This window comes from Microbacterium foliorum (genome assembly GCF_003367705.1).
GTDB lineage: Bacteria > Actinomycetota > Actinomycetes > Actinomycetales > Microbacteriaceae > Microbacterium > Microbacterium foliorum.
In genome coordinates this window covers 2,243,860-2,262,377 of the sequence record NZ_CP031425.1, presented here as the reverse complement: position 1 = coordinate 2,262,377, position 18,518 = coordinate 2,243,860, and the positions used below count along the sequence as shown (strand labels likewise).

The following is an 18,518-nucleotide window of genomic DNA, read 5'->3' as shown; positions in this document are numbered from 1 at the left end:
TATCCACACCCCGCGCTCGCGACCCCTCGCGGTCTCCTAGCCTTCCGGGCATGGATCTCCGCACCGTCATCGTCGTGATCGTTCATGTCGCCCTGTTCGCCGTCGGCTGCAGGCTGGTCGTCATCGACATCCGCACCCATCGGCTGCCGGACCGGATCGTGCTCCCCACCCTGGGCGTCCTCGTCATCCTCGTGGCGGTCGACGCCGCCGTCGCAGCCGAGAGCGGGGCGACCGTCAGGGCCCTGCTGGGAATGCTGATCCTCGGCGGCTTCTACGCGGTGCTCCGTGTGCTCAGTCGACAGGGGATCGGCGGAGGAGACGTCAAGCTCGCGGCCGTCATCGGGCTGACTCTCGCATGGCACGGGTGGCAGGCGCTCGCCGTGGGCGCAGCATCCGCCTTCGTGGTCGGCGCGCTGTACGCGATGGGGCTGATGGTGCTGCGCCGGGCCGACGGTGCCACACGGATCGCCTTCGGCCCATGGATGATCCTCGGCGCACTTCTGGGCATCATCGCGCGGTGAACGCCCGATGCGCGGCCGCGGGGATAGGGTGAGGACATGGCACTCGCACGACTTCACGGCGGCCCGCTCGACGGGCAGATCATTCCTCTCGGCGACGCGGACGACAAGCTGATCGTCCCCTACAGCGAGACCCAGGTGGTGTACAACCGCCGCGGTGAAGCGCAGAACACCGGCGACGCCGACGGCCCCACCGAGGTGGACTACTGGTTCGACGAATCCCTCGAGGAACTCAACCCCTCGGATGACTGAGCCGGGCGCTCCGCAGTCGGGCGACGCCCCGTCGCGGGTCGTCGAGATCGAGCGCAAGTACGATGTCGACACCCGCACGCCGTTGCCGCAGTGGAGCGACCTGCCTGGCGTCACCGCGGTGTCCGAGGGCGAGGTGCGCGAACTCGACGCCCGCTACCTCGACACCGATGACGCCGCGCTGTCCCGCGCGGGGGTGGCTCTACGCCGGCGCACCGGCGGCCCCGATGCCGGATGGCACATCAAGGGTCCGCGCGAGGGAGACGGCAGAGTCGAGATGGGCTGGCCGCTGGGTGATGACGACCGCGTCCCCGATGCGGTGACATCGACCCTGTCGCAGTGGACCACCGCGCCGCTGTCGCCCCTCGCTCGCATCGAGAACACGCGCACCGCGTACCTGCTCACCGGAGACAGCGGGGTGATCGCCGAGTTCGTCGACGATCAGGTACGTGCGACGGACCTCCGACAGGACATCCGTCGCGAATGGCGCGAATGGGAGTTCGAGCTGGGCCCCGCCGCCCCCGCCGATGCGGCAGGACGCGCCGCGCTGTTCGACGCCGTCGAATCGGCGGTCGCCGCCGCAGGCGGACGCGAGGCGGCATCGGGGTCGAAGCTCGCCCGTGCTCTGGGTTTCTGACACGCACCGCAAGCCCCTTCACCGTCCCGGCGGAATCGTGCTTGAGTGAGCGATATGAGCCGTTCCGCCGTACTCCGCTCGCTGCGCACGATCGTTCCCGACACCGTCATCGAGCAGGACGCCGTCCGTGACATCTTCGCCGCCCAGCCGGATGTGGGGCGCCTCGCGACCCGCATCATCGGAGCCTCGTTCAACGGTTCGGGCATCGACACCCGTCATACGGTGATCGAGGAACTCGCGCCTGCCGCGGCGCCGACCGACCCGCCGACCTTCCTCGATCCCGACACGGGTCTGCTGCTGTCGCCGGGGACGAAGGCGCGCAACGACGTCTACGTGACGGAGGCCTCGCGTCTGTTCGTCGAGGTCGCCCGACAGGCGCTGGACGCGGACCCCGACGTCGTGGCTGCGGACATCACGCATGTCATCACCGTGTCGTGCACAGGATTCCACGCTCCCGGACCCGAGTACGAGATCGTCCGGGGGCTGGGTCTCGCCGACAGCGTCCAGCGCTACCATCTGGGATTCATGGGCTGCTACGCCTCCATGCCGGCACTGCGAGCGGCGAGTCAGTTCTGCGCGGCGGATCCCGATGCGGTCGTACTGGTCGTCAGCGTCGAGCTCTGCACGGTGCATCTGCGCTCCTCGGAGGACCCCGATCTGATCGTCGCCAACTCGCTGTTCGCCGACGGCGCGGCTGCCGGGATCGTCACCGCGAGGGACCTCGCGACACCCGTCCCAGCCGTGCGCCTCGACGGCTTCCACACGGCGATCGCCCCCGAGGGGGAGCGGGACATGGCGTGGACGATCGGCGATCACGGCTTCGAGATGATCCTGTCGACGAGGGTGCCGCAGATCATCGGCGAGACGATCATCGGGGCCGTCGGTCCGCTCTACGCGCACGAGGGGGAGCTCGCCGCGGCCTTCGCGCAGGGGCGCGTGGGGGAACGGGTGGAGCACTGGGCGATCCACCCCGGTGGTCGCAGCATCCTCGATCGGGTGCAGGAGCGACTCGGTCTCAGCGACGTCCAGATGCAGCCCGCGCGCGAGACGCTGCGGGAGTACGGGAACATGTCCAGTGCGACCATCCTCTTCGTCATCCGGCGGATCCTCGACGAGGGCGCGGCGGACGGGTCCCGCATCGCGGCGATGGCCTTCGGCCCTGGACTGACGGCCGAGAGCGCTCTCATGACCGTGACGTCCGGCGTCGCGTGAGACACGACCTGTCGATCCGCGCCTCCGGCGCGCGCGAGCTCATGGACGACCCCGACGCGGACCTCGGGATGCTGGAACGCACGTACGAGCGCTTCCGGCTGGTCAATGCCCTCGTCTCGGGCACGGGCCGGCTCTACCGCCGCGACATCCGGCCGCGCGCACGTCGCGGTCCCATCCGCATCCTCGACATCGGTGCCGGTGGTGGCGACGTCTGCCGCATGATCGCCGTGCGCTTGCGACGTGAGGGCCTCCGTGCCGAGATCACCGCCCTGGACGCCGACGAGCGTGCCGTCGGCTGGGCCGTCGCTCACGATGAGGGATCCGGCGTGCAGTACCGCCATGCGCTCTCGACAGATCTCCTCAGCGAAGGGACTCGGTACGACGTCGTCTTCTCGAATCATCTTCTGCACCACCTGAGCGACGCCGAACTGCAGGGGGTGCTGAGCGATTCGGTCGGGCTCGTCGGCGAGGGGGGTCTCGTGGTGCATCGTGACATCGCCCGCAGCAGGGTCGCCTATGCGCTATACGACGCTGTGACCTGGGTGTTCGCGCGGACGTTCCTGCGTGGATCGTTCATCCGCGAGGACGGCCTCATCAGCATCCGTCGCTCGTACACGCGGGGGGAGCTCTCCGCCGCTGCGCCCGCGGGGTGGGTCGTCCGCTTTCGGCTGCCTTCTCGGCTCGAACTGCGACGCGACGGAGCGATCGCGCGGTGAGACGGCGAAGGCCCGGTCGCACGTGAGTGCGCCCGGGCCTTCGAACCGATCCGGGGGATCAGAAGTTGATCATGTGCCCCGCGAGGCCGTGGAAGCCCTCCTGCAGTGCCTCCGACAGCGTCGGGTGCGTGTGCACGTTGCGGGCCAGCTCGAGGGCGGTGAGGTCCCACTTCTGCGCGAGCGTCAGCTCGGGCAGAAGCTCCGAGACGTCGGGGCCGATCATGTGCGCGCCGAGCAGCTCGAGGTGCTCTGCGTCGGCGATCATCTTCACGAACCCGACGGGCTCTCCGAGGCCATGGGCCTTGCCGTTGGCCATGAACGGGAACGTGACGACCTTCACCTCGTGGCCCTCGTCCTTGGCCTGCTGCTCGGTGAGCCCGAACGATGCGACCTGGGGCTGCGAGAACGTGGCCCTGGGCATCATGCGGTAGTCGCCCAGAGTCTGCGTCTCGGCGCCGCCGATGGTCTCGGCGGCGACGACTCCCTGTGCCTCGGCCACGTGGGCGAGCTGCAGCTTGGCCGTGACGTCGCCGATGGCGTAGATGCCCTCGACGTTGGTGCGCATGTGGTCGTCGATGTCGATGGCACCGCGCTCGGTCAGCTTCACGCCGGTCGCCTCGAGCCCGAAGCCCTCGACGTTCGGGGCGAATCCGACCGACATGAGCACCTTGTCGGCCTCGATCGACGTCTGCTGTCCGTCCTTGCCGGTGTACGAGACGGTGACGGACGAGCCGTTGTCGACCACGGACTCGACCTTGGTGGAGGTGAGGATGTCGACGCCGTAGTTCTTGTACTGCTTCGCGATCTCCTTCGACACGTCGGGGTCCTCGTTGGGGAGCGCGCGGTCGAGGAACTCGATGATCGTGACCTTGACCCCGTAGTTGGTCATCACGTAGGCGAACTCCATGCCGATGGCGCCGGCGCCGACGATCACGATGGACTTCGGCAGCTCACGGCTGAGGATCTGCTCCTCGTAGGTCACGACGTTGTCGCTCAGCTGCACGCCGGGGAGGAGGCGGACCTTGGATCCGGTGGCGATGATCGCGTTGTCGAACGTGACCTCTTCGGTGGAACCGTCGGACTTGGCGACCGAGATCGCCTTCGGCCCGGTGAACGTGCCGCGGCCGTCGTACTCCGTGACCTTGTTCTTCTTCATCAGGAAGTGGATGCCCTTGACGCGACCGTCTGCGACGACGCGGCTGCGGTCGAACGCCTTGCCGTAGTCGATCGTGAACTCGCCCGAGATGCCGAAGAAGTCGGCCTTGTGGTTGAGCGTGTGCGCGAGCTCCGCGTTCTTCAGGAGCGCCTTGGAGGGGATGCAGCCCACGTTGAGGCAGACACCGCCCCAGTACTTCTCTTCGATGATGGCGGTCGACAGACCCAGCTGCGCGCTGCGGACAGCAGCGACGTATCCACCAGGACCTGCACCGAGGATGACGACATCGTAGTGTGGCATGCGTCCAGCCTATCGCCCTGCGGGGGTGTCGGAATCGGGCGCAGCCGCACCGGTATCGGTGCCACGACGCCTGCGGATCGAGAGCCAGATCGCGACTCCCACGGCGATCGCGATGCCCGCGATCGAGATGCCCCAGATCCACGCGGAGGCGGACGATCCGGTGCTCTCCTCCGGCGCCGACGTGACACCGGCGTCGGGGCCGACGGTGGTCGTCGGCTCGGGCGTCGCGGTCGCGGTCGGCTCGGCGGTCGGCGCGGCGGTCGGCTCCTCCGTGGTCGTGCTCACGGTGCTCGTGGTCACGGTGAAGTCGAACTCTTCGGAGGTGGCGTGCCCGTCGCTGGAGACGACCCTCCAGATCACGTGGTACCCGCCGGCAGGACCTTCGCCGGTGAGCGGCTGGGTGACCGTCGCACCGCTCACGGCCGCCGCACCGGAGGTCACCGACGCCCCCGACGGATCGGTGACCACGACCTCGGTCGCATTCCCGCCCGCGATGAGGTCGGCGCTGAACGTGAGGGTCAGCTCGGTCGGCAGCGTCTCGACGGTGCCGTCGGCCTCGGGGGAGGAGGCGACAAGGCTGTCGTGTGCCGACGCGGAGAGCGGAGCGAACATCACCAGGAACGCGGTCAGCAGCGCTGCGGCGAGGGCGAGCGGGGTCGCGGGGAGGCGGCGAGTGGAGGTTTTCACCCCTTCAGCCTATGCAGGCCCGATAGGCGATGTCTGAGTGTGGACGGCGCTCCCGCGAGGGGCATCCGATCAGTTAGTCTGGAGGACTTAGGAGGGCATAGTGACAGACAGCCAGAATCGATCGGGCGGAGACGCCGCGATCCACCGTCCCGGCGAGCAGAGACACGACGTGACGCAGACGTTCGGGCATGACTCGGACCTCTCCTTCATCCCCTTCGGCGTGGAGCTCACGGATGTGGAGCAGAGCGCCATCTCGGCGCTGCCCTCGGGTTCGGCCCTGCTGCTGGTGCGCTCAGGCGCCCTCGCGGGAGCCCGCTACCTGCTCGACACCGATGTGACGACCGTCGGACGCCACCCCGAAGCCGACATCTTCTTCGACGACGTCACGGTGTCCCGGCGGCATGCGGAGTTCACCCGATCGGGAACGACGTTCGAGATCATCGATCAGCGGTCGCTCAACGGCACGTACGTGAACGGCGAGCGCGTCGACCGCAGCGTGCTGGCCGACGGCACCGAGCTTCGGGTCGGCAAGTTCCGCCTGAACTTCTTCGCCTCTCCGCTCGATCGCGTCGCGGCGATCGACTGATGGCGGCGTCCCCCGCCCGCGAACGCTCCGCGTCATCCGGCCTGCTGAGCATCGGTCAGGTGCTCGCACGGCTGACCCCGGAATTTCCCGAACTCACCTCCAGCAAGCTCCGCTTCCTCGAGGTCCAGGGCATCGTCAGTCCGTCGCGCACCGAGTCGGGCTACCGCAAGTTCTCGTCGTCCGACATCGAACGACTGCGCCTCGGGCTCACCCTGCAGCGTGATCACTATCTGCCGCTCAGCGTGATCCGCGAGCAGCTCGACGAGGCCGAGGCGAACGGCGAGTCCACGGCCCTCGTGCCGCCGCCATCCATCGCGCCCGCGGCACGCCGGTACCGCCGAGCGGAGCTGCTGTCGGCAGCCGGTGCCGGTCCGCAGCTGCTCAACGATGCGATCAGCACCGGCGTGATCGTGGCCCAGGAGTACTACTCGGAGGCGACGGTCACTCTTCTGCGCGGGCTGGTCGCACTCGACCGTCACGGCATCGAGCCCCGTCACCTCCGGTCTCTGCGGCAGGGAGCGGAGCGCGAGGTCGCGCTGATCGAATCGGCCATGTCATCGCTGCTGCGGCGAACGGACGCGACGTCACGAGCGAAGGCGAGCGAGATGGCACCGACGCTCGCGGCCAAGATCGACGAGGTGCGCTCGCTCTTCGTCAAGGACGCGATCGAGCGACTGCTTTCGTAACGAACTGGTTGCGACACACCTCCGCGGTCGTGCGTATGTCATTGCCGGTACCGGGGGGCTGCTCTAGCGTGGATGTATCAGCTCCGAGGAGGATTTCACATGAGTGCGGATGAGCGTGCAGACGACCCGCGGTTCGCGCCCGAACTCCTCTTCACCGACGGCCTGCCGGCCATGGATGACGAGGTCGGATACCGCGGAGCGGTAGCGGCACGGGCGGCGGGTATCACCTATCGGCAGCTCGACTACTGGGCTCGCACCGAGCTGGTCGAGCCGACGGTCCGCGGAGCGAACGGCTCGGGATCGCAGCGCCTCTACGGCTTCCGCGACATCCTCGTCCTGAAGCTCGTGAAGAGTCTGCTCGACACCGGCATCTCGCTGCAGCAGATCCGCACAGCCGTCGACGAGCTGCGTCGAGCGGGCATCCGTGACCTCGCGGGCACGACGCTGATGAGCGATGGGGCCTCTGTCTACCTCTGCACTTCCAACGACGAGGTCATCGATCTCGTCAGCCGCGGCCAGGGCGTGTTCGGCATCGCTGTCGGCAAAGTTCTCCGCGAGGTCGAGTCCACCCTCGTCGCCTTCGACGCCACGGTGCCCGACCCCGTCGACGAGCTCTCCGCCCGACGCACCAAGCGATCCGCCTGACACTCATCCCGCCCGAGCACCGGAGCGGGTGCACACGAAGAAACGGCCACCCTCGCGAGAGGATGGCCGTTCTGCTGTCCGGGGTCGATCAGGCGGGGGCGCCGGAATCGCTCACCGGGATGCGCCCGGTGCGGATGATCCGGTCGAGCAGCTGATCGAAGTCGGAGGCGAGCTCCTGGGCCGAGTCTCCCGGCCAGATGTGCAGCGGCTTCGCTGCGCCCTGCGCCTGCTGCAGCGACGTGCGCTCGGGGAGCTGCGGCGAGAGCACGAGGGGGCCGAACATGTCACGCAGCTCCTTGATGCGGAACTGATGCTCGATCGACTGCGGGCGCACGCGATTCACGACGATGCCGAGGGGCTGCAGGCGCGGCGAGAGTCCGCGGCGGATCTCCTCGATCGCACGCAGCGCGCGATCGGCCGCAGCGACGGAGAAGAGTCCGGGCTCGGTGACGACCATGACCCGGTCGCTCGCGGCCCATGCCGTGCGGGTCAGGGCGTTCAGAGACGGGGCGCAGTCGACGAGCACGAGGTCGTAGTCGGCCTCGACGGCGGCGAGTGCCTCTTCGAGCTTCCAGACGTCGCGGACGCTCGGGTGCGGCCCGTCGAAGTTGATCGCCGAGGGGCTGCCGATCAGCACGTCGATCGTGCCGGGGTGCGCCTTCGCCCAGCCGCTGGAGGTGATCGCCTGACGGACGACCTTCTCCTTGGGGTTGGCGAGGACGTCGGCGATGTTGAGCCGACCGGCCACCTGGATGTCCATGCCGGTGGACACATCGGACTGCGGGTCGAGGTCGACGACGAGCGTTCGGACACCACGGGCGAAGGCCGCTGAGGCCAAGCCGAGGGTCACGGTCGTCTTGCCGACGCCTCCCTTGAGAGAGCTGACGCTGAGTACGTGCACGAACACCACGTTACCTTCCCCTAGGCTGGGTGCACACTCAGCCCCGCCCCATGCGCGAGGAATCCCGCGCGCATCGAGCTTTCAGAGGTGTGCATGTTCCAGAAGATCCTTGTGGCCAACCGCGGCGAGATCGCGATCCGCGCCTTCCGAGCGGCTTTCGAGGTCGGGGCGAGGACGGTGGCCGTCTTCCCTCATGAGGACCGCGGCTCGGTCCATCGGCTGAAAGCGGATGAGGCCTATGAGATCGGTGAGCGCGGGCATCCGGTCCGCGCATATCTCGACGTCGACGAGATCATCCGGGTCGCGAAGGACGCAGGCGCCGATGCGATCTACCCCGGCTACGGCTTCCTGTCGGAGAACCCGGAGCTCGCCGAGAAGGCTGCGGCGAACGGCATCGTCTTCATCGGGCCGCCCGCGTCCGTGCTCGAGATGGCGGGCAACAAGGTCGAGGCCAAGCGCCACGCCATCGGTGCCGGCGTGCCGGTGCTGCGGTCGACCGAGGCCTCCGACGACATCGATGTCCTCGTCGCCGAGGCCGAGGACATCGGCTTCCCCCTCTTCGCCAAGGCGGTCGCCGGTGGAGGTGGTCGTGGCATGCGTCGTGTCGAGTCGGCGGCGGAACTCGCCCCTGCCCTCGCCGAGGCCATGCGTGAGGCGGGCAGCGCGTTCGGAGATCCGCGGATGTTTCTCGAGCAGGCGGTGCTGCGTCCCCGGCACATCGAGGTGCAGATCCTCGCCGACAAGACCGGCGAGACGGTTCACCTCTTCGAGCGCGACTGCTCGGTGCAGCGTCGGCATCAGAAGGTCGTGGAGATCGCTCCGGCGCCGAACCTCGACGACGACATCCGCACAGCTCTGCACGGTTACGCCGTGGCGTTCGCCCGGTCGATCGGGTACGAGAACGCGGGGACGGTGGAGTTCCTGCTCGAGACCGCGGGGGAGCGCGCCGGCGAGGTCGTCTTCATCGAGATGAATCCCCGCATCCAGGTCGAGCACACCGTGACCGAAGAGGTCACGGACGTCGACCTCGTGCAGAGCCAGATGCGCATCGCCGCAGGGCAGACGCTCGCCGAGCTCGGGCTGGAGCAGCAGAATCTGCACGTCAGGGGTGCCGCGCTGCAGTGCCGGATCACCACCGAAGACCCCACGCAGGGATTCCGACCCGACACGGGCAAGATCACGACGTACCGTTCCCCCGGCGGCGCGGGCATCCGACTCGACGGCGGCACCGTGCATCAGGGCGCGCAGATCAGTCCGCACTTCGACTCCATGCTCGCCAAGCTGACCTGCCGAGGGCGCGACTACCCGGCGGCCGTCGCTCGTGCGCGGCGCGCGCTCGCGGAGTTCCGCATCCGCGGGGTGTCGACCAACATCCCGTTCCTGCAGGCGCTGCTCGAGGACGAGGCATTCATCGCGGGAGACGTGAGCACCTCGTTCATCGACGAGCGCCCCGACCTCCTGCGCGGTCGCGAGTCGAAGGACCGCGGCACGAAGATATTGAACTGGCTGGTCGACGTCACGGTCAACAAGCCGCACGGCGCGCATCCCGGCGCTCTGGATCCCAGAACCAAGCTCCCGCGGATCGATCTCGCGACCGAGCCGCCGGCAGGTTCGCGGCAGCGGCTGCTCGAGCGGGGTCCCGAAGAGTTCGCGAGGGATCTGCGCGCCCAGACCGCGCTCGCGATCACCGACACGACGTTCCGCGACGCCCACCAGTCGCTGCTCGCGACCCGGGTGCGCACGCGGGACCTCGTCGCCGTCGCGCCGCACATCGCCCGACTGACACCGGGGCTGCTGTCGGTCGAGGCCTGGGGAGGGGCGACATACGACGTGGCGCTGCGCTTCCTCGGTGAGGACCCGTGGGAGCGCCTCGACAGTCTGCGGGCCGCGCTGCCGAACGTCGCGATCCAGATGCTGCTCCGCGGACGCAACACGGTCGGCTACACCCCGTACCCCACGGCCGTCACCGACGCCTTCGTCAGGGAGGCGGCCGACAGCGGGGTGGACATCTTCCGCATCTTCGACGCGCTGAACGACGTCGAGCAGATGCGTCCCGCGATCGAGGCCGTGCGACGCACCGGCACGGCCGTGGCCGAGGTGGCGCTCTGCTACACGGGCGATCTGCTGAATCCGTCGGAGGACCTCTACACCCTCGACTACTACCTGGGACTCGCCGATCAGATCGTCGCCGCCGGCGCGCACATCATCGCCATCAAGGACATGGCGGGGCTGCTGCGACCTGCCGCGGCGGCGAAGCTCGTCACCGCCCTGCGCGAACGCTTCGACCTGCCCGTGCACCTGCACACGCACGACACCGCGGGCGGCCAGCTCGCGACGCTCCTCGCGGCCGCCGCCGCCGGGGTCGACGCCGTGGATGCGGCATCCGCCCCGCTGTCGGGGACGACCAGCCAGCCGTCCTTGTCGTCGCTCGTGGCCGCACTCGCGCACACCGAGCGCGACAGCGGTCTCGACCTCGGCAGCGTCTCGGACCTCGAACCGTACTGGGAGGCGGTGCGCCGCGTCTACGCGCCGTTCGAGTCCGGGCTGCCCGGGCCCACGGGGCGCGTCTACCACCATGAGATCCCGGGTGGCCAGCTGTCGAACCTGCGCCAGCAGGCGAAGGTGCTGGGGCTCGCCGATGATTTCGAGCTGATCGAGGACATGTACGCCGCCGCGGACCGCATCCTCGGGCGTGTTCCGAAGGTGACGCCGTCGTCGAAGGTGGTCGGAGATCTCGCTCTGCACCTCGCGGCGGTGAAGGCGGATCCCGCGGACTTCGAGGCCAACCCCCAGAAGTACGACGTTCCGGATTCGGTCGTCGGGTTCATGGCGGGTGAGCTCGGCGAGCTTCCTGGCGGCTGGCCGGAGCCGTTCCGCACCAAGGTGCTCGCCGGACGTTCGGTGCGGGTCGGCCTGACGGACATCTCGGCAGACGACGAGGCCGCTCTCGCGGGTGACAGCGCGTCACGACGCGCGCGACTCAATGCGCTGCTCTTCCCCGCGCCCACTCGGGAGTTCGCCCAGGTGCGCGAGCAGTACGGAGACCTCTCCGTAATCGACACCTCGGACTACCTCTACGGGCTCGTCCAAGGTCAGGAGCACCGGGTCGAGATCGACCGTGGAGTGGAGCTGTTCGTCGGCCTGGAGGCGATCGGCGATGCGGATGACAAGGGCATGCGCACCGTGATGACCACCCTGAACGGGCAGCTGCGTCCGGTGTTCATGCGCGATCGATCCGTGGCGGTCGACGCGCACGATGTGGAGAAGGCCGACACCTCGGTGCCCGGTCAGATCGCGGCCCCGTTCTCGGGAGTGGTCACCCTCAAGGTCGAGGTCGGAGCCTCGGTGCGCGCCGGCGAGCCGGTCGCCTCCATCGAGGCGATGAAGATGGAGGCCGCCATCACCGCGACGGTCGACGGCGTGATCGGACGTCTCGCGATCGGCACCACGCAGCAGGTGGAAGCGGGGGATCTTTTGGTCGTGATCACTCCCGCGCACTAATCTTGTGCGGGCGAGGCCGCGCTCACCAGCGCACCCGAGGCCCGCACAAGCTTGGAGCTACGACGTGACCCCGAAGAAAGTGGCAGATACGCCCGATGAGGAATCCCGGGGGGTGCTCGATGACGCCGCATCCCTGGACACCTCGCACATCAGCATCCTCGGAAACACCGCTCAGGTGAGCGTGGTTCTGCCGACGGACGACGACGACGACCTCGAAGACGACGGGGTCGTCGACGGCGAGGTCATCGCCGACCTCATCGTCGACGAGCCAGTCGCCGCGTCGAAGGCGGCCGCAGAGACACTCGCGGCGGGTATCGCATCGCCGCCTGCGCTGGGCAGTGCGCCGATGATCATCGAGCTTCCCGTCGAGCCGGAGCCGGAGCCGGAGCCGGAGCCGGAGCCGGAGGCAGAGGCAGAGCCGGAGCCGGAGGCGGACACGCTGCCCGAAGTCGAAGCCGACGCCGACGCCGAAGCCGATCCGCTGCTGAAGCCGACCGAACTTGAAGTTGAAGTTGAGGTTGAATCGGAGCCCGAGCTCGCGGAGGTCGAACTCGAGCCTGAGCGTCACACAGAGCGGACGCCGGCGCAGGACGCCGAGCCCGAGGTCGAGCCGGAGTACCTCGAGACTGAGGACGAACCTGCGCCGGAGGCTGAGGTCGAGGTCGAACTCGCGCCTGAGCCGGAGCCGGAGCCTGAGCCTGAGCCTGAGCCTGAGCCTGAGCCTGAGCCTGAGCCGGAGCCGGAGCCGGAGCCGGAGTCGGAGTCGGAGTCGGAGTCGGAGCCGGAGCCGGAGCCGGAGCCTGAGCCTGAGCCGGAGCCCGAGACAGTTCCTGAGCCTGAGCCCGAGATCGAACCGCTGCCGCAGCCCGAGCCCGCCGTGACCACCGGTGGCATCGACGCGGAGGATGCTACCGCGGCGGCGGCCTTCGTCGCTCGTGCGCGCGCCGACACCGCATCCGTGCCCACCTCCCGCAGATCCGCGGCAGCGGCATCGCTTGCCAAGAAGGAGAGTCCGACAGTGGACACAACGAGGAGCGCGCCTGTCGCGCCACGCGAAGGCCGGGCGTCGCGCACGGACGTGCAGCTCACCTCGAAGAGGCTCGACGACCTCGGGGATTCTGCCCGCGAGAGCGCCGATCTGCTCACCGCGGATCGGCTGCTGGATCCCCACCGCGTCACCAAGCCCGAGCCGGAGGGCGCCTGGAGCCACTTCCTGTACACGATCTCCGGACGCCGCATCAACATCGGCGACGGGCGACGCGCGCGCGAGCGCAAGGCCCTCAGCGCACGGATCGCAGCCCCCATCGTGGGGAACGCGCGTTTCGTGCCCGTGCTCTCCCGCAAGGGTGGCGTGGGCAAGACGACCATCACCGCTCTGCTGGGCATGGCACTCGCGGACGCCAGGGACGATCGCGTGATCGCGGTCGACGCGAATCCGGACCGGGGGACGCTCGCCGATCGAGTGGTGCGACCGAACCACAAGCGCTCGGTGCGCGACCTGGTCCGCATCCATGACGAGGTCCGGGGATACCACGACATCTCCGCGATCGTCGCGCGGGACGCGACTCGGCTGGACGTGCTCGCCTCGGACTCGGATCCGCGGATCGCGGAGGCGTTCAGCGACAGCGACTACCGCGATGTGGCGGGAGTGGCCGCGCATTACTACTCGCTGGTGCTCACCGACACCGGCACAGGCATCGTCCACTCGGTGATGTCGGCCACGCTCGACCTCGCCGACCAGATCGTGATCGTGTCGGGGCTCAGCGTCGACGAGGCGCGCCTCGCCTCCGAGACGCTCACCTGGCTGGAGAGCAACGGGTACGCCGACCAGGCGCGGGACGCGGTCGTGGTGCTCAATCAGTCGACGCCGGGCGCCCCGCTGGTTCGGCTGAACGAGCTCGAGGCGCATTTCCGCACCCGCGCCAAGAAGGTCGTGCGCATGCCCTATGACGCGCAGATCGCCGGGGGCGGGACGATCGTGTTCGCCAACCTGCAGCCCGAGACGCGGGTCGCGGCACGAGAGCTCGCCGCGCTGCTCGTCGAGGGACTCCGAGCGAAGGACGCCTGATGACCGTCCGTGAGATCCGTGTCTTCGGAGACCCCGTGCTCCGCACCGTGTGCACGCCGATCGGCGCGATCGATGACGGTGTGCGTGCACTGGTCGCTGATCTCGTCGACACCGTCGAGCTGCCTGGCCGTGCCGGCGTCGCCGCCCCGCAGATCGGTGTGGCGCTGCGCGCATTCAGCTACAACATCGACGGGGACATCGGATACGTGCTGAACCCCGTGCTCGCCGAGGTGCGTGGCGAGCCCGTCCCGACGGGAGAGGGGTGCCTGTCCGTGCCCGGGCTGTGGCACGATGCGCTGCGTCATCCCTGGGCCCGTGTCGAGGGGATCGACCTCGATGGCGAGGCTGTCGTCCTGCAGGGCGACGGGCTGCTCGCGCAGGCGCTGCAGCACGAGACGGACCACCTCGACGGAAAGCTCTACCTCAGCAGGCTGGACGCCGAGACCCGCAAGCGCGCCATGCGCGAGGTGCGTGAGAGCGCCTGGTTCTGACGACCCCCGGATACGAGAGAGGCCCCGCCGTCATGGCGGGGCCTCTCTCGTATCCGGGGTGTGCGCTCAGCCGCCGATGGCGACGTTCGTCGTGGTCACCGGCTCATCGTAGATCGCAGAGACCTCGTCGGCGAAGTCGCTCATGATCACGTTCCGTTTGATCGACAGCTTCGGCGTCAGGTGCCCGGAGGCCTCGGTCCATTCGCTGTCGAGGATCGTGAACTTGCGGATGGACTCGGCGCGCGAGACACGGGAGTTCGCGGCATCCACGGCGCGCTGGATCTCGGCCCGCACGGCGTCGTTGGTCGATGCCTCGGCCAGCGACATGTCCTTCGGCAGCCCGGCGTTGGCCAGCCAGGTCGGCAGCATCTCGGGGTCGAGGGTGATGAGAGCCGAGATGAAGGGGCGCTGATCTCCGACGACCACGACCTGCCCGATGATCGGATTCGCGCGGATCGGGTCTTCGAGCGCTGCCGGTGCGACGTTCTTGCCGCCGGCCGTCACGATGATCTCCTTCTTGCGGCCGGTGATGGTGAGGAACCCCTCGGAGTCGAAGCTGCCGATGTCGCCGGTGTGGAACCAGCCGTCGTCGCTGAACGCCGCGGCGGTCGCCTCGGGGTTGTTCCAGTACTCCTTGAAGACGTTGACGCCCTTGACCTCGATCTCGCCGTCGTCTGCGAGCCGCACGCCCACTCCGGGGAGCGAGGGACCGACCGTGCCGATCTTGGACTTGTCGGCGAGGTTGACGGTCGCGGGCGCCGTCGTCTCCGTGAGGCCGTAGCCCTCGAGGATCACGACACCGAGACTGTGGAAGAAGTGCCCGAGGCGCGCTCCGAGCGGAGCGGATCCCGAGACCGCGTACACGACGCGCCCGCCCATGGCGTCCCGCAGCTTGCCGTAGACGAGCTTGTTGAACAGCGCGAACTTCAGCTTCATGCCGAACGGGATGCTCTTGCCCTCTTCGAGCAGCTTGGAGTGCTCGATCGCGACGTCGGCGGCGGCGCGGAAGATCTTGCCCTTGCCGCCGGCCTCCGCCTTCTGCTCGGCGGAGTTGTAGACCTTCTCGAAGACGCGGGGGACGGCGAGCAGGAAGGTCGGCTTGAAGGATCCGAGTGCGGGAAGAAGCTGTCGCGTGTCGGGCTGGTGCCCGGTGCGCACTCCGGCGTGGATGTTGAGGATGGAGATGAAGCGGGCGAACACGTGAGCCGTCGTGATGAACAGCAGCGTGGACGATCCTGGGGTCTGCACGACGGCGTCCAGGGCCTTGGCGGAGTTGCGCGAGAGTTCGACGAAGTTGCTGTGGGTCAGCACGCAGCCCTTGGGGCGACCCGTGGAGCCGGATGTGTAGATCAGCGTGGCGATGTCGGAGCCGACCGCGATGCCGCGCCGTCGTTCGATCTCGGCATCGGTGACCGATGCGCCCTGCGCGGTGAGCGTGTCGATCGCGCCGAGGTGCAGCTGCCAGATCTCGCGGAGCAGGGGCAGGTCGCCCCGCACCTCGTCGACCCGGGCGAAGTGCTCGGGGGACTCGACGATCAGCGCGATGGCGCCGGAGTCTTCGAGGATCCACTGGATCTGCGACGGCGAGCTGGTCTCGTAGATCGGGACCATCACGGCGCCGGAGTAGAAGAGGGCGAAATCGACGAGCGTCCACTCATAGGTGGTTCGGGCGAGGAAGCCGACCTTCTCACCGGGCTGGATGCCGGCGGCGACGAGGCCCTTGGCCAGGGCGATCACCGCGGTCTCGAAGGCGGAGGCGCTGATGTCGCGCCATCCGTCGCCGTCCGGCACGGAGAAGAGGGGGCGATCCGGCGTCGCCGCGACGCGCTGGGCCAGCAGGTCGGCGATGTTCGCATCGGGATCGGCGGGGACGACGGCGGGGACTTCGAATTGGACCACGGTAGCTCCTTCGGTACCGGTCGGGCACTGGGTTGCACACGAGTCTAGGGCATGAGACTCGGTCGCATGTTTTGTGAAACCCAGTCGCCCGATGTGGAGCTGTAGGTCGGCGCGCGGCGGATCGCGGTCTCGGCGCTAGACTTCACCTCGATGTTCTACTGGCTGATGAAGTACGTCGCGATCGGTCCCGTGGTCAAAGCGGTGTTCCGCCCATGGGTCGTCGGGCGTGCGAACATCCCCGCGAACGGCGCCGCGATCCTCGCCAGCAACCACCTGTCCTTCGCGGACTCGATCTTCCTGCCGCTGATGATCGATCGCCCCATGTCCTTCCTCGCGAAGAGCGACTACTTCACCGGGCGCGGACTCAAGGGATGGGCGACCAAGTTCTTCATGAAGGCCACGGGGCAGATCCCCATCGATCGCTCCGGCGGCAAGGCCTCGGAGGCATCCCTCAACACCGGCCTCCAGGTGCTCGGTCGAGGCGACCTCCTCGGGATCTACCCGGAGGGGACCCGCAGTCCCGACGGCAGACTCTATCGGGGTCGCACGGGCATCGCCCGGATGGCGCTGGAGGCGAAGGTCCCCGTCGTCCCCGTGATCATGGTGGACACCGACACCGCGATGCCGATCGGGCAGCGGCTGCCCCGTGTCGTGCGGGTCGGCATCGTGATCGGCGAGCCCCTCGACTTCTCGCGATACGCGGGTATGGAGAACGACAGATACATCCTCCGCTCGGTCACCGACGAGATCATGGTCGCCCTCCACCGCCTCGGTGAGCAGCAGTACGACGACGTGTATGCGTCGACCGTGAAAGACCGTCTTCCGGCCCGCGTCACACAGCGGTCCTGAGGCATCCGGCGCGCCACGCGCGCACTAGGCTGGTCTCATGCTCCAGCACCACATCGACGCGCTTGATGCGTGGCGTTCGCTCCCGATCAAGCAGCAGCCTCAGTGGGCGGACGCAGAGCGCGTCGCCGAGGTCTCCACGCAGATCGGGGCGCTCCCGCCGCTGGTGTTCGCCGGCGAGGTCGACAACCTCCGCGACCGTCTCGCGCGTGCGGCATCCGGACAGGCGTTCCTGCTTCAGGGCGGCGACTGCGCCGAGACGTTCGCCGGCGCGACCGCCGAGCAGATCCGCAACCGCATCAAGACCGTCCTGCAGATGGCGGTCGTGCTCACGTACGGCGCATCGATGCCGATCGTCAAGATGGGCCGCATGGCAGGGCAGTTCGCGAAGCCCCGTTCGAGCGACACGGAGACGCGCGGCGACGTCACACTGCCCGCCTACCGCGGCGACATCGTCAACGGGTACGACTTCACCGAGCTGTCGCGTCAGCCCGATCCGGGTCGCCTGCTGCAGGGGTACCACACGGCCGCCTCGACGCTGAACCTCATCCGGGCGTTCACGCAGGGTGGTTTCGCCGATCTGCGCGAGGTGCACTCCTGGAACAAGGGTTTCGCGCAGAATCCGGCCAACCAGAGGTACGAGCGTATGGCGGCGGAGATCGACCGCGCCATCAAGTTCATGGAGGCGGCGGGTGCCGACTTCGACGAACTCAAGCGGGTGGAGTTCTTCACCGGGCATGAGGGACTGCTCATGGACTACGAGCGCCCGATGACCCGCATCGACTCCCGCACCGACACGCCGTACAACACCTCGGCGCACTTCCTGTGGATCGGTGAGCGCACCCGCGAGCTCGACGGTGCGCACGTCGACTACTTCTCCAAGATCCGCAACCCGATCGGCGTGAAGCTCGGACCCACCACGACCCCCGAGACCGCCCTCGCGCTGATCGACAAGCTCGACCCGAACCGCGAGCCGGGCAGGCTGACGTTCATCACCCGAATGGGGGCGGGCAAGATCCGCGACGCGCTTCCTCCGCTGCTCGAGGCGGTCCGCGATTCCGGCGCCCAGCCGCTCTGGGTGACCGACCCGATGCACGGCAACGGCATCACCACGCCGACCGGATACAAGACGCGCCGCTTCGACGATGTCGTCGACGAGGTCCGCGGATTCTTCGAGGCGCACCGCGCCGTCGGCACGTTCCCCGGCGGCATCCACGTGGAGCTCACCGGTGACGACGTCACCGAGTGCCTCGGCGGATCGGAGCACATCGACGAGGCCGCTCTCGCGACCCGCTACGAGAGCCTGTGCGATCCGCGCCTCAACCACATGCAGTCGCTCGAGCTCGCATTCCTCGTAGCCGAGGAGCTCGAGAAGCGCTGAGCCGAGGCCGACGTCAGAACCGCCCTTCCGGAGTCTCCG

General features: G+C 68.4%; 17 protein-coding genes. 13 read left to right on the top strand and 4 right to left on the bottom strand.

Annotated features, from left to right (window positions below):
* The first annotated feature begins 50 nt into the window (after window positions 1-50).
* From DXT68_RS10665 to DXT68_RS10645, 5 genes are read left to right on the top strand one after another with little or no spacing between them, the layout of a single operon-like run.
* A complete protein-coding gene (locus DXT68_RS10665; RefSeq protein WP_045253703.1) occupies window positions 51-521 on the top strand; it encodes a prepilin peptidase in 471 nt (156 codons plus the stop codon).
* A gap of 36 nt (window positions 522-557) precedes the next feature.
* The gene (locus DXT68_RS10660; protein WP_045253704.1) at window positions 558-770 is read left to right on the top strand and encodes a hypothetical protein; all 213 of its coding nucleotides are present in this window, start codon (window positions 558-560) and stop codon (window positions 768-770) included.
* The gene (locus DXT68_RS10655; RefSeq protein WP_045253705.1) at window positions 763-1,404 is read left to right on the top strand and encodes a CYTH domain-containing protein; all 642 of its coding nucleotides are present in this window, start codon (window positions 763-765) and stop codon (window positions 1,402-1,404) included. The genes DXT68_RS10660 and DXT68_RS10655 overlap by 8 nt, the downstream gene beginning before the upstream one ends.
* A gap of 54 nt (window positions 1,405-1,458) precedes the next feature.
* Window positions 1,459-2,616, top strand: a complete 1,158-nt coding sequence (locus tag DXT68_RS10650; RefSeq protein WP_045253706.1) for a type III polyketide synthase — start codon at window positions 1,459-1,461, stop codon at window positions 2,614-2,616.
* Entirely contained in the window at window positions 2,613-3,332 is a 720-nt protein-coding gene (locus DXT68_RS10645; protein WP_045253707.1) for a methyltransferase domain-containing protein, read from the top strand. Before DXT68_RS10650 ends, DXT68_RS10645 begins: the two co-directional genes overlap by 4 nt.
* Window positions 3,333-3,390: 58 nt before the next feature.
* Here the strand turns inward: DXT68_RS10645 and lpdA are convergent, their stop codons facing one another.
* Together lpdA and DXT68_RS10635 are read right to left on the bottom strand one after the other, a co-directional pair.
* Complete coding sequence (lpdA, locus tag DXT68_RS10640; RefSeq protein WP_045253708.1) at window positions 3,391-4,788, bottom strand: dihydrolipoyl dehydrogenase; 1,398 nt, start codon at window positions 4,786-4,788, stop codon at window positions 3,391-3,393.
* 9 nt (window positions 4,789-4,797) lie between these two features.
* Window positions 4,798-5,475 (bottom strand): copper resistance CopC family protein, encoded by a 678-nt coding sequence (locus tag DXT68_RS10635; RefSeq protein ID WP_045253709.1) that lies wholly within the window; start codon window positions 5,473-5,475, stop codon window positions 4,798-4,800.
* A 100-nt stretch (window positions 5,476-5,575) separates the two neighbouring features.
* Between DXT68_RS10635 and DXT68_RS10630 the strand changes: the two genes are divergently transcribed.
* From DXT68_RS10630 to DXT68_RS10620, 3 genes are all read left to right on the top strand, one after another.
* Complete coding sequence (locus DXT68_RS10630) at window positions 5,576-6,061, top strand: FHA domain-containing protein (RefSeq protein ID WP_115760492.1); 486 nt, start codon at window positions 5,576-5,578, stop codon at window positions 6,059-6,061.
* On the top strand, window positions 6,061-6,747 hold the full coding sequence (gene ftsR / locus DXT68_RS10625) for a transcriptional regulator FtsR (RefSeq protein ID WP_045253710.1): 687 nt from the start codon (window positions 6,061-6,063) through the stop codon (window positions 6,745-6,747). Before DXT68_RS10630 ends, ftsR begins: the two co-directional genes overlap by 1 nt.
* Before the next feature lie 99 nt (window positions 6,748-6,846).
* Window positions 6,847-7,392: a MerR family transcriptional regulator gene (locus DXT68_RS10620; RefSeq protein ID WP_045253711.1), complete on the top strand. Its 546-nt coding sequence runs from the start codon at window positions 6,847-6,849 to the stop codon at window positions 7,390-7,392.
* 88 nt (window positions 7,393-7,480) lie between these two features.
* Here DXT68_RS10620 and DXT68_RS10615 read toward each other — a convergent pair whose 3' ends face one another.
* Window positions 7,481-8,293, bottom strand: coding sequence for a ParA family protein (locus DXT68_RS10615; protein WP_045253805.1), 813 nt, complete (start codon window positions 8,291-8,293; stop codon window positions 7,481-7,483).
* Between the two features lie 93 nt (window positions 8,294-8,386).
* On the opposite strand from DXT68_RS10615, the gene DXT68_RS10610 reads away from it, so the two are divergent.
* The 3 genes from DXT68_RS10610 to DXT68_RS10600 all read left to right on the top strand — a co-directional run bounded on the left by DXT68_RS10610 (window position 8,387) and on the right by DXT68_RS10600 (window position 14,353).
* Window positions 8,387-11,794: a pyruvate carboxylase gene (locus DXT68_RS10610; RefSeq protein WP_045253712.1), complete on the top strand. Its 3,408-nt coding sequence runs from the start codon at window positions 8,387-8,389 to the stop codon at window positions 11,792-11,794.
* A 64-nt stretch (window positions 11,795-11,858) separates the two neighbouring features.
* Complete coding sequence (locus DXT68_RS10605; protein ID WP_244918541.1) at window positions 11,859-13,862, top strand: nucleotide-binding protein; 2,004 nt, start codon at window positions 11,859-11,861, stop codon at window positions 13,860-13,862.
* Window positions 13,862-14,353, top strand: coding sequence for a peptide deformylase (locus DXT68_RS10600; protein WP_045253714.1), 492 nt, complete (start codon window positions 13,862-13,864; stop codon window positions 14,351-14,353). The genes DXT68_RS10605 and DXT68_RS10600 overlap by 1 nt, the downstream gene beginning before the upstream one ends.
* Before the next feature lie 66 nt (window positions 14,354-14,419).
* Here the strand turns inward: DXT68_RS10600 and DXT68_RS10595 are convergent, their stop codons facing one another.
* Window positions 14,420-16,252, bottom strand: a complete 1,833-nt coding sequence (locus DXT68_RS10595) for an AMP-dependent synthetase/ligase (RefSeq protein WP_045253715.1) — start codon at window positions 16,250-16,252, stop codon at window positions 14,420-14,422.
* A 150-nt stretch (window positions 16,253-16,402) separates the two neighbouring features.
* Between DXT68_RS10595 and DXT68_RS10590 the strand changes: the two genes are divergently transcribed.
* Entirely contained in the window at window positions 16,403-17,101 is a 699-nt protein-coding gene (locus DXT68_RS10590) for a lysophospholipid acyltransferase family protein (protein ID WP_045253716.1), read from the top strand.
* Window positions 17,102-17,138: 37 nt separating this feature from the next.
* Window positions 17,139-18,479, top strand: coding sequence for a class II 3-deoxy-7-phosphoheptulonate synthase (locus DXT68_RS10585; protein WP_045253717.1), 1,341 nt, complete (start codon window positions 17,139-17,141; stop codon window positions 18,477-18,479).
* The last annotated feature ends 39 nt before the right edge of the window (window positions 18,480-18,518 follow it).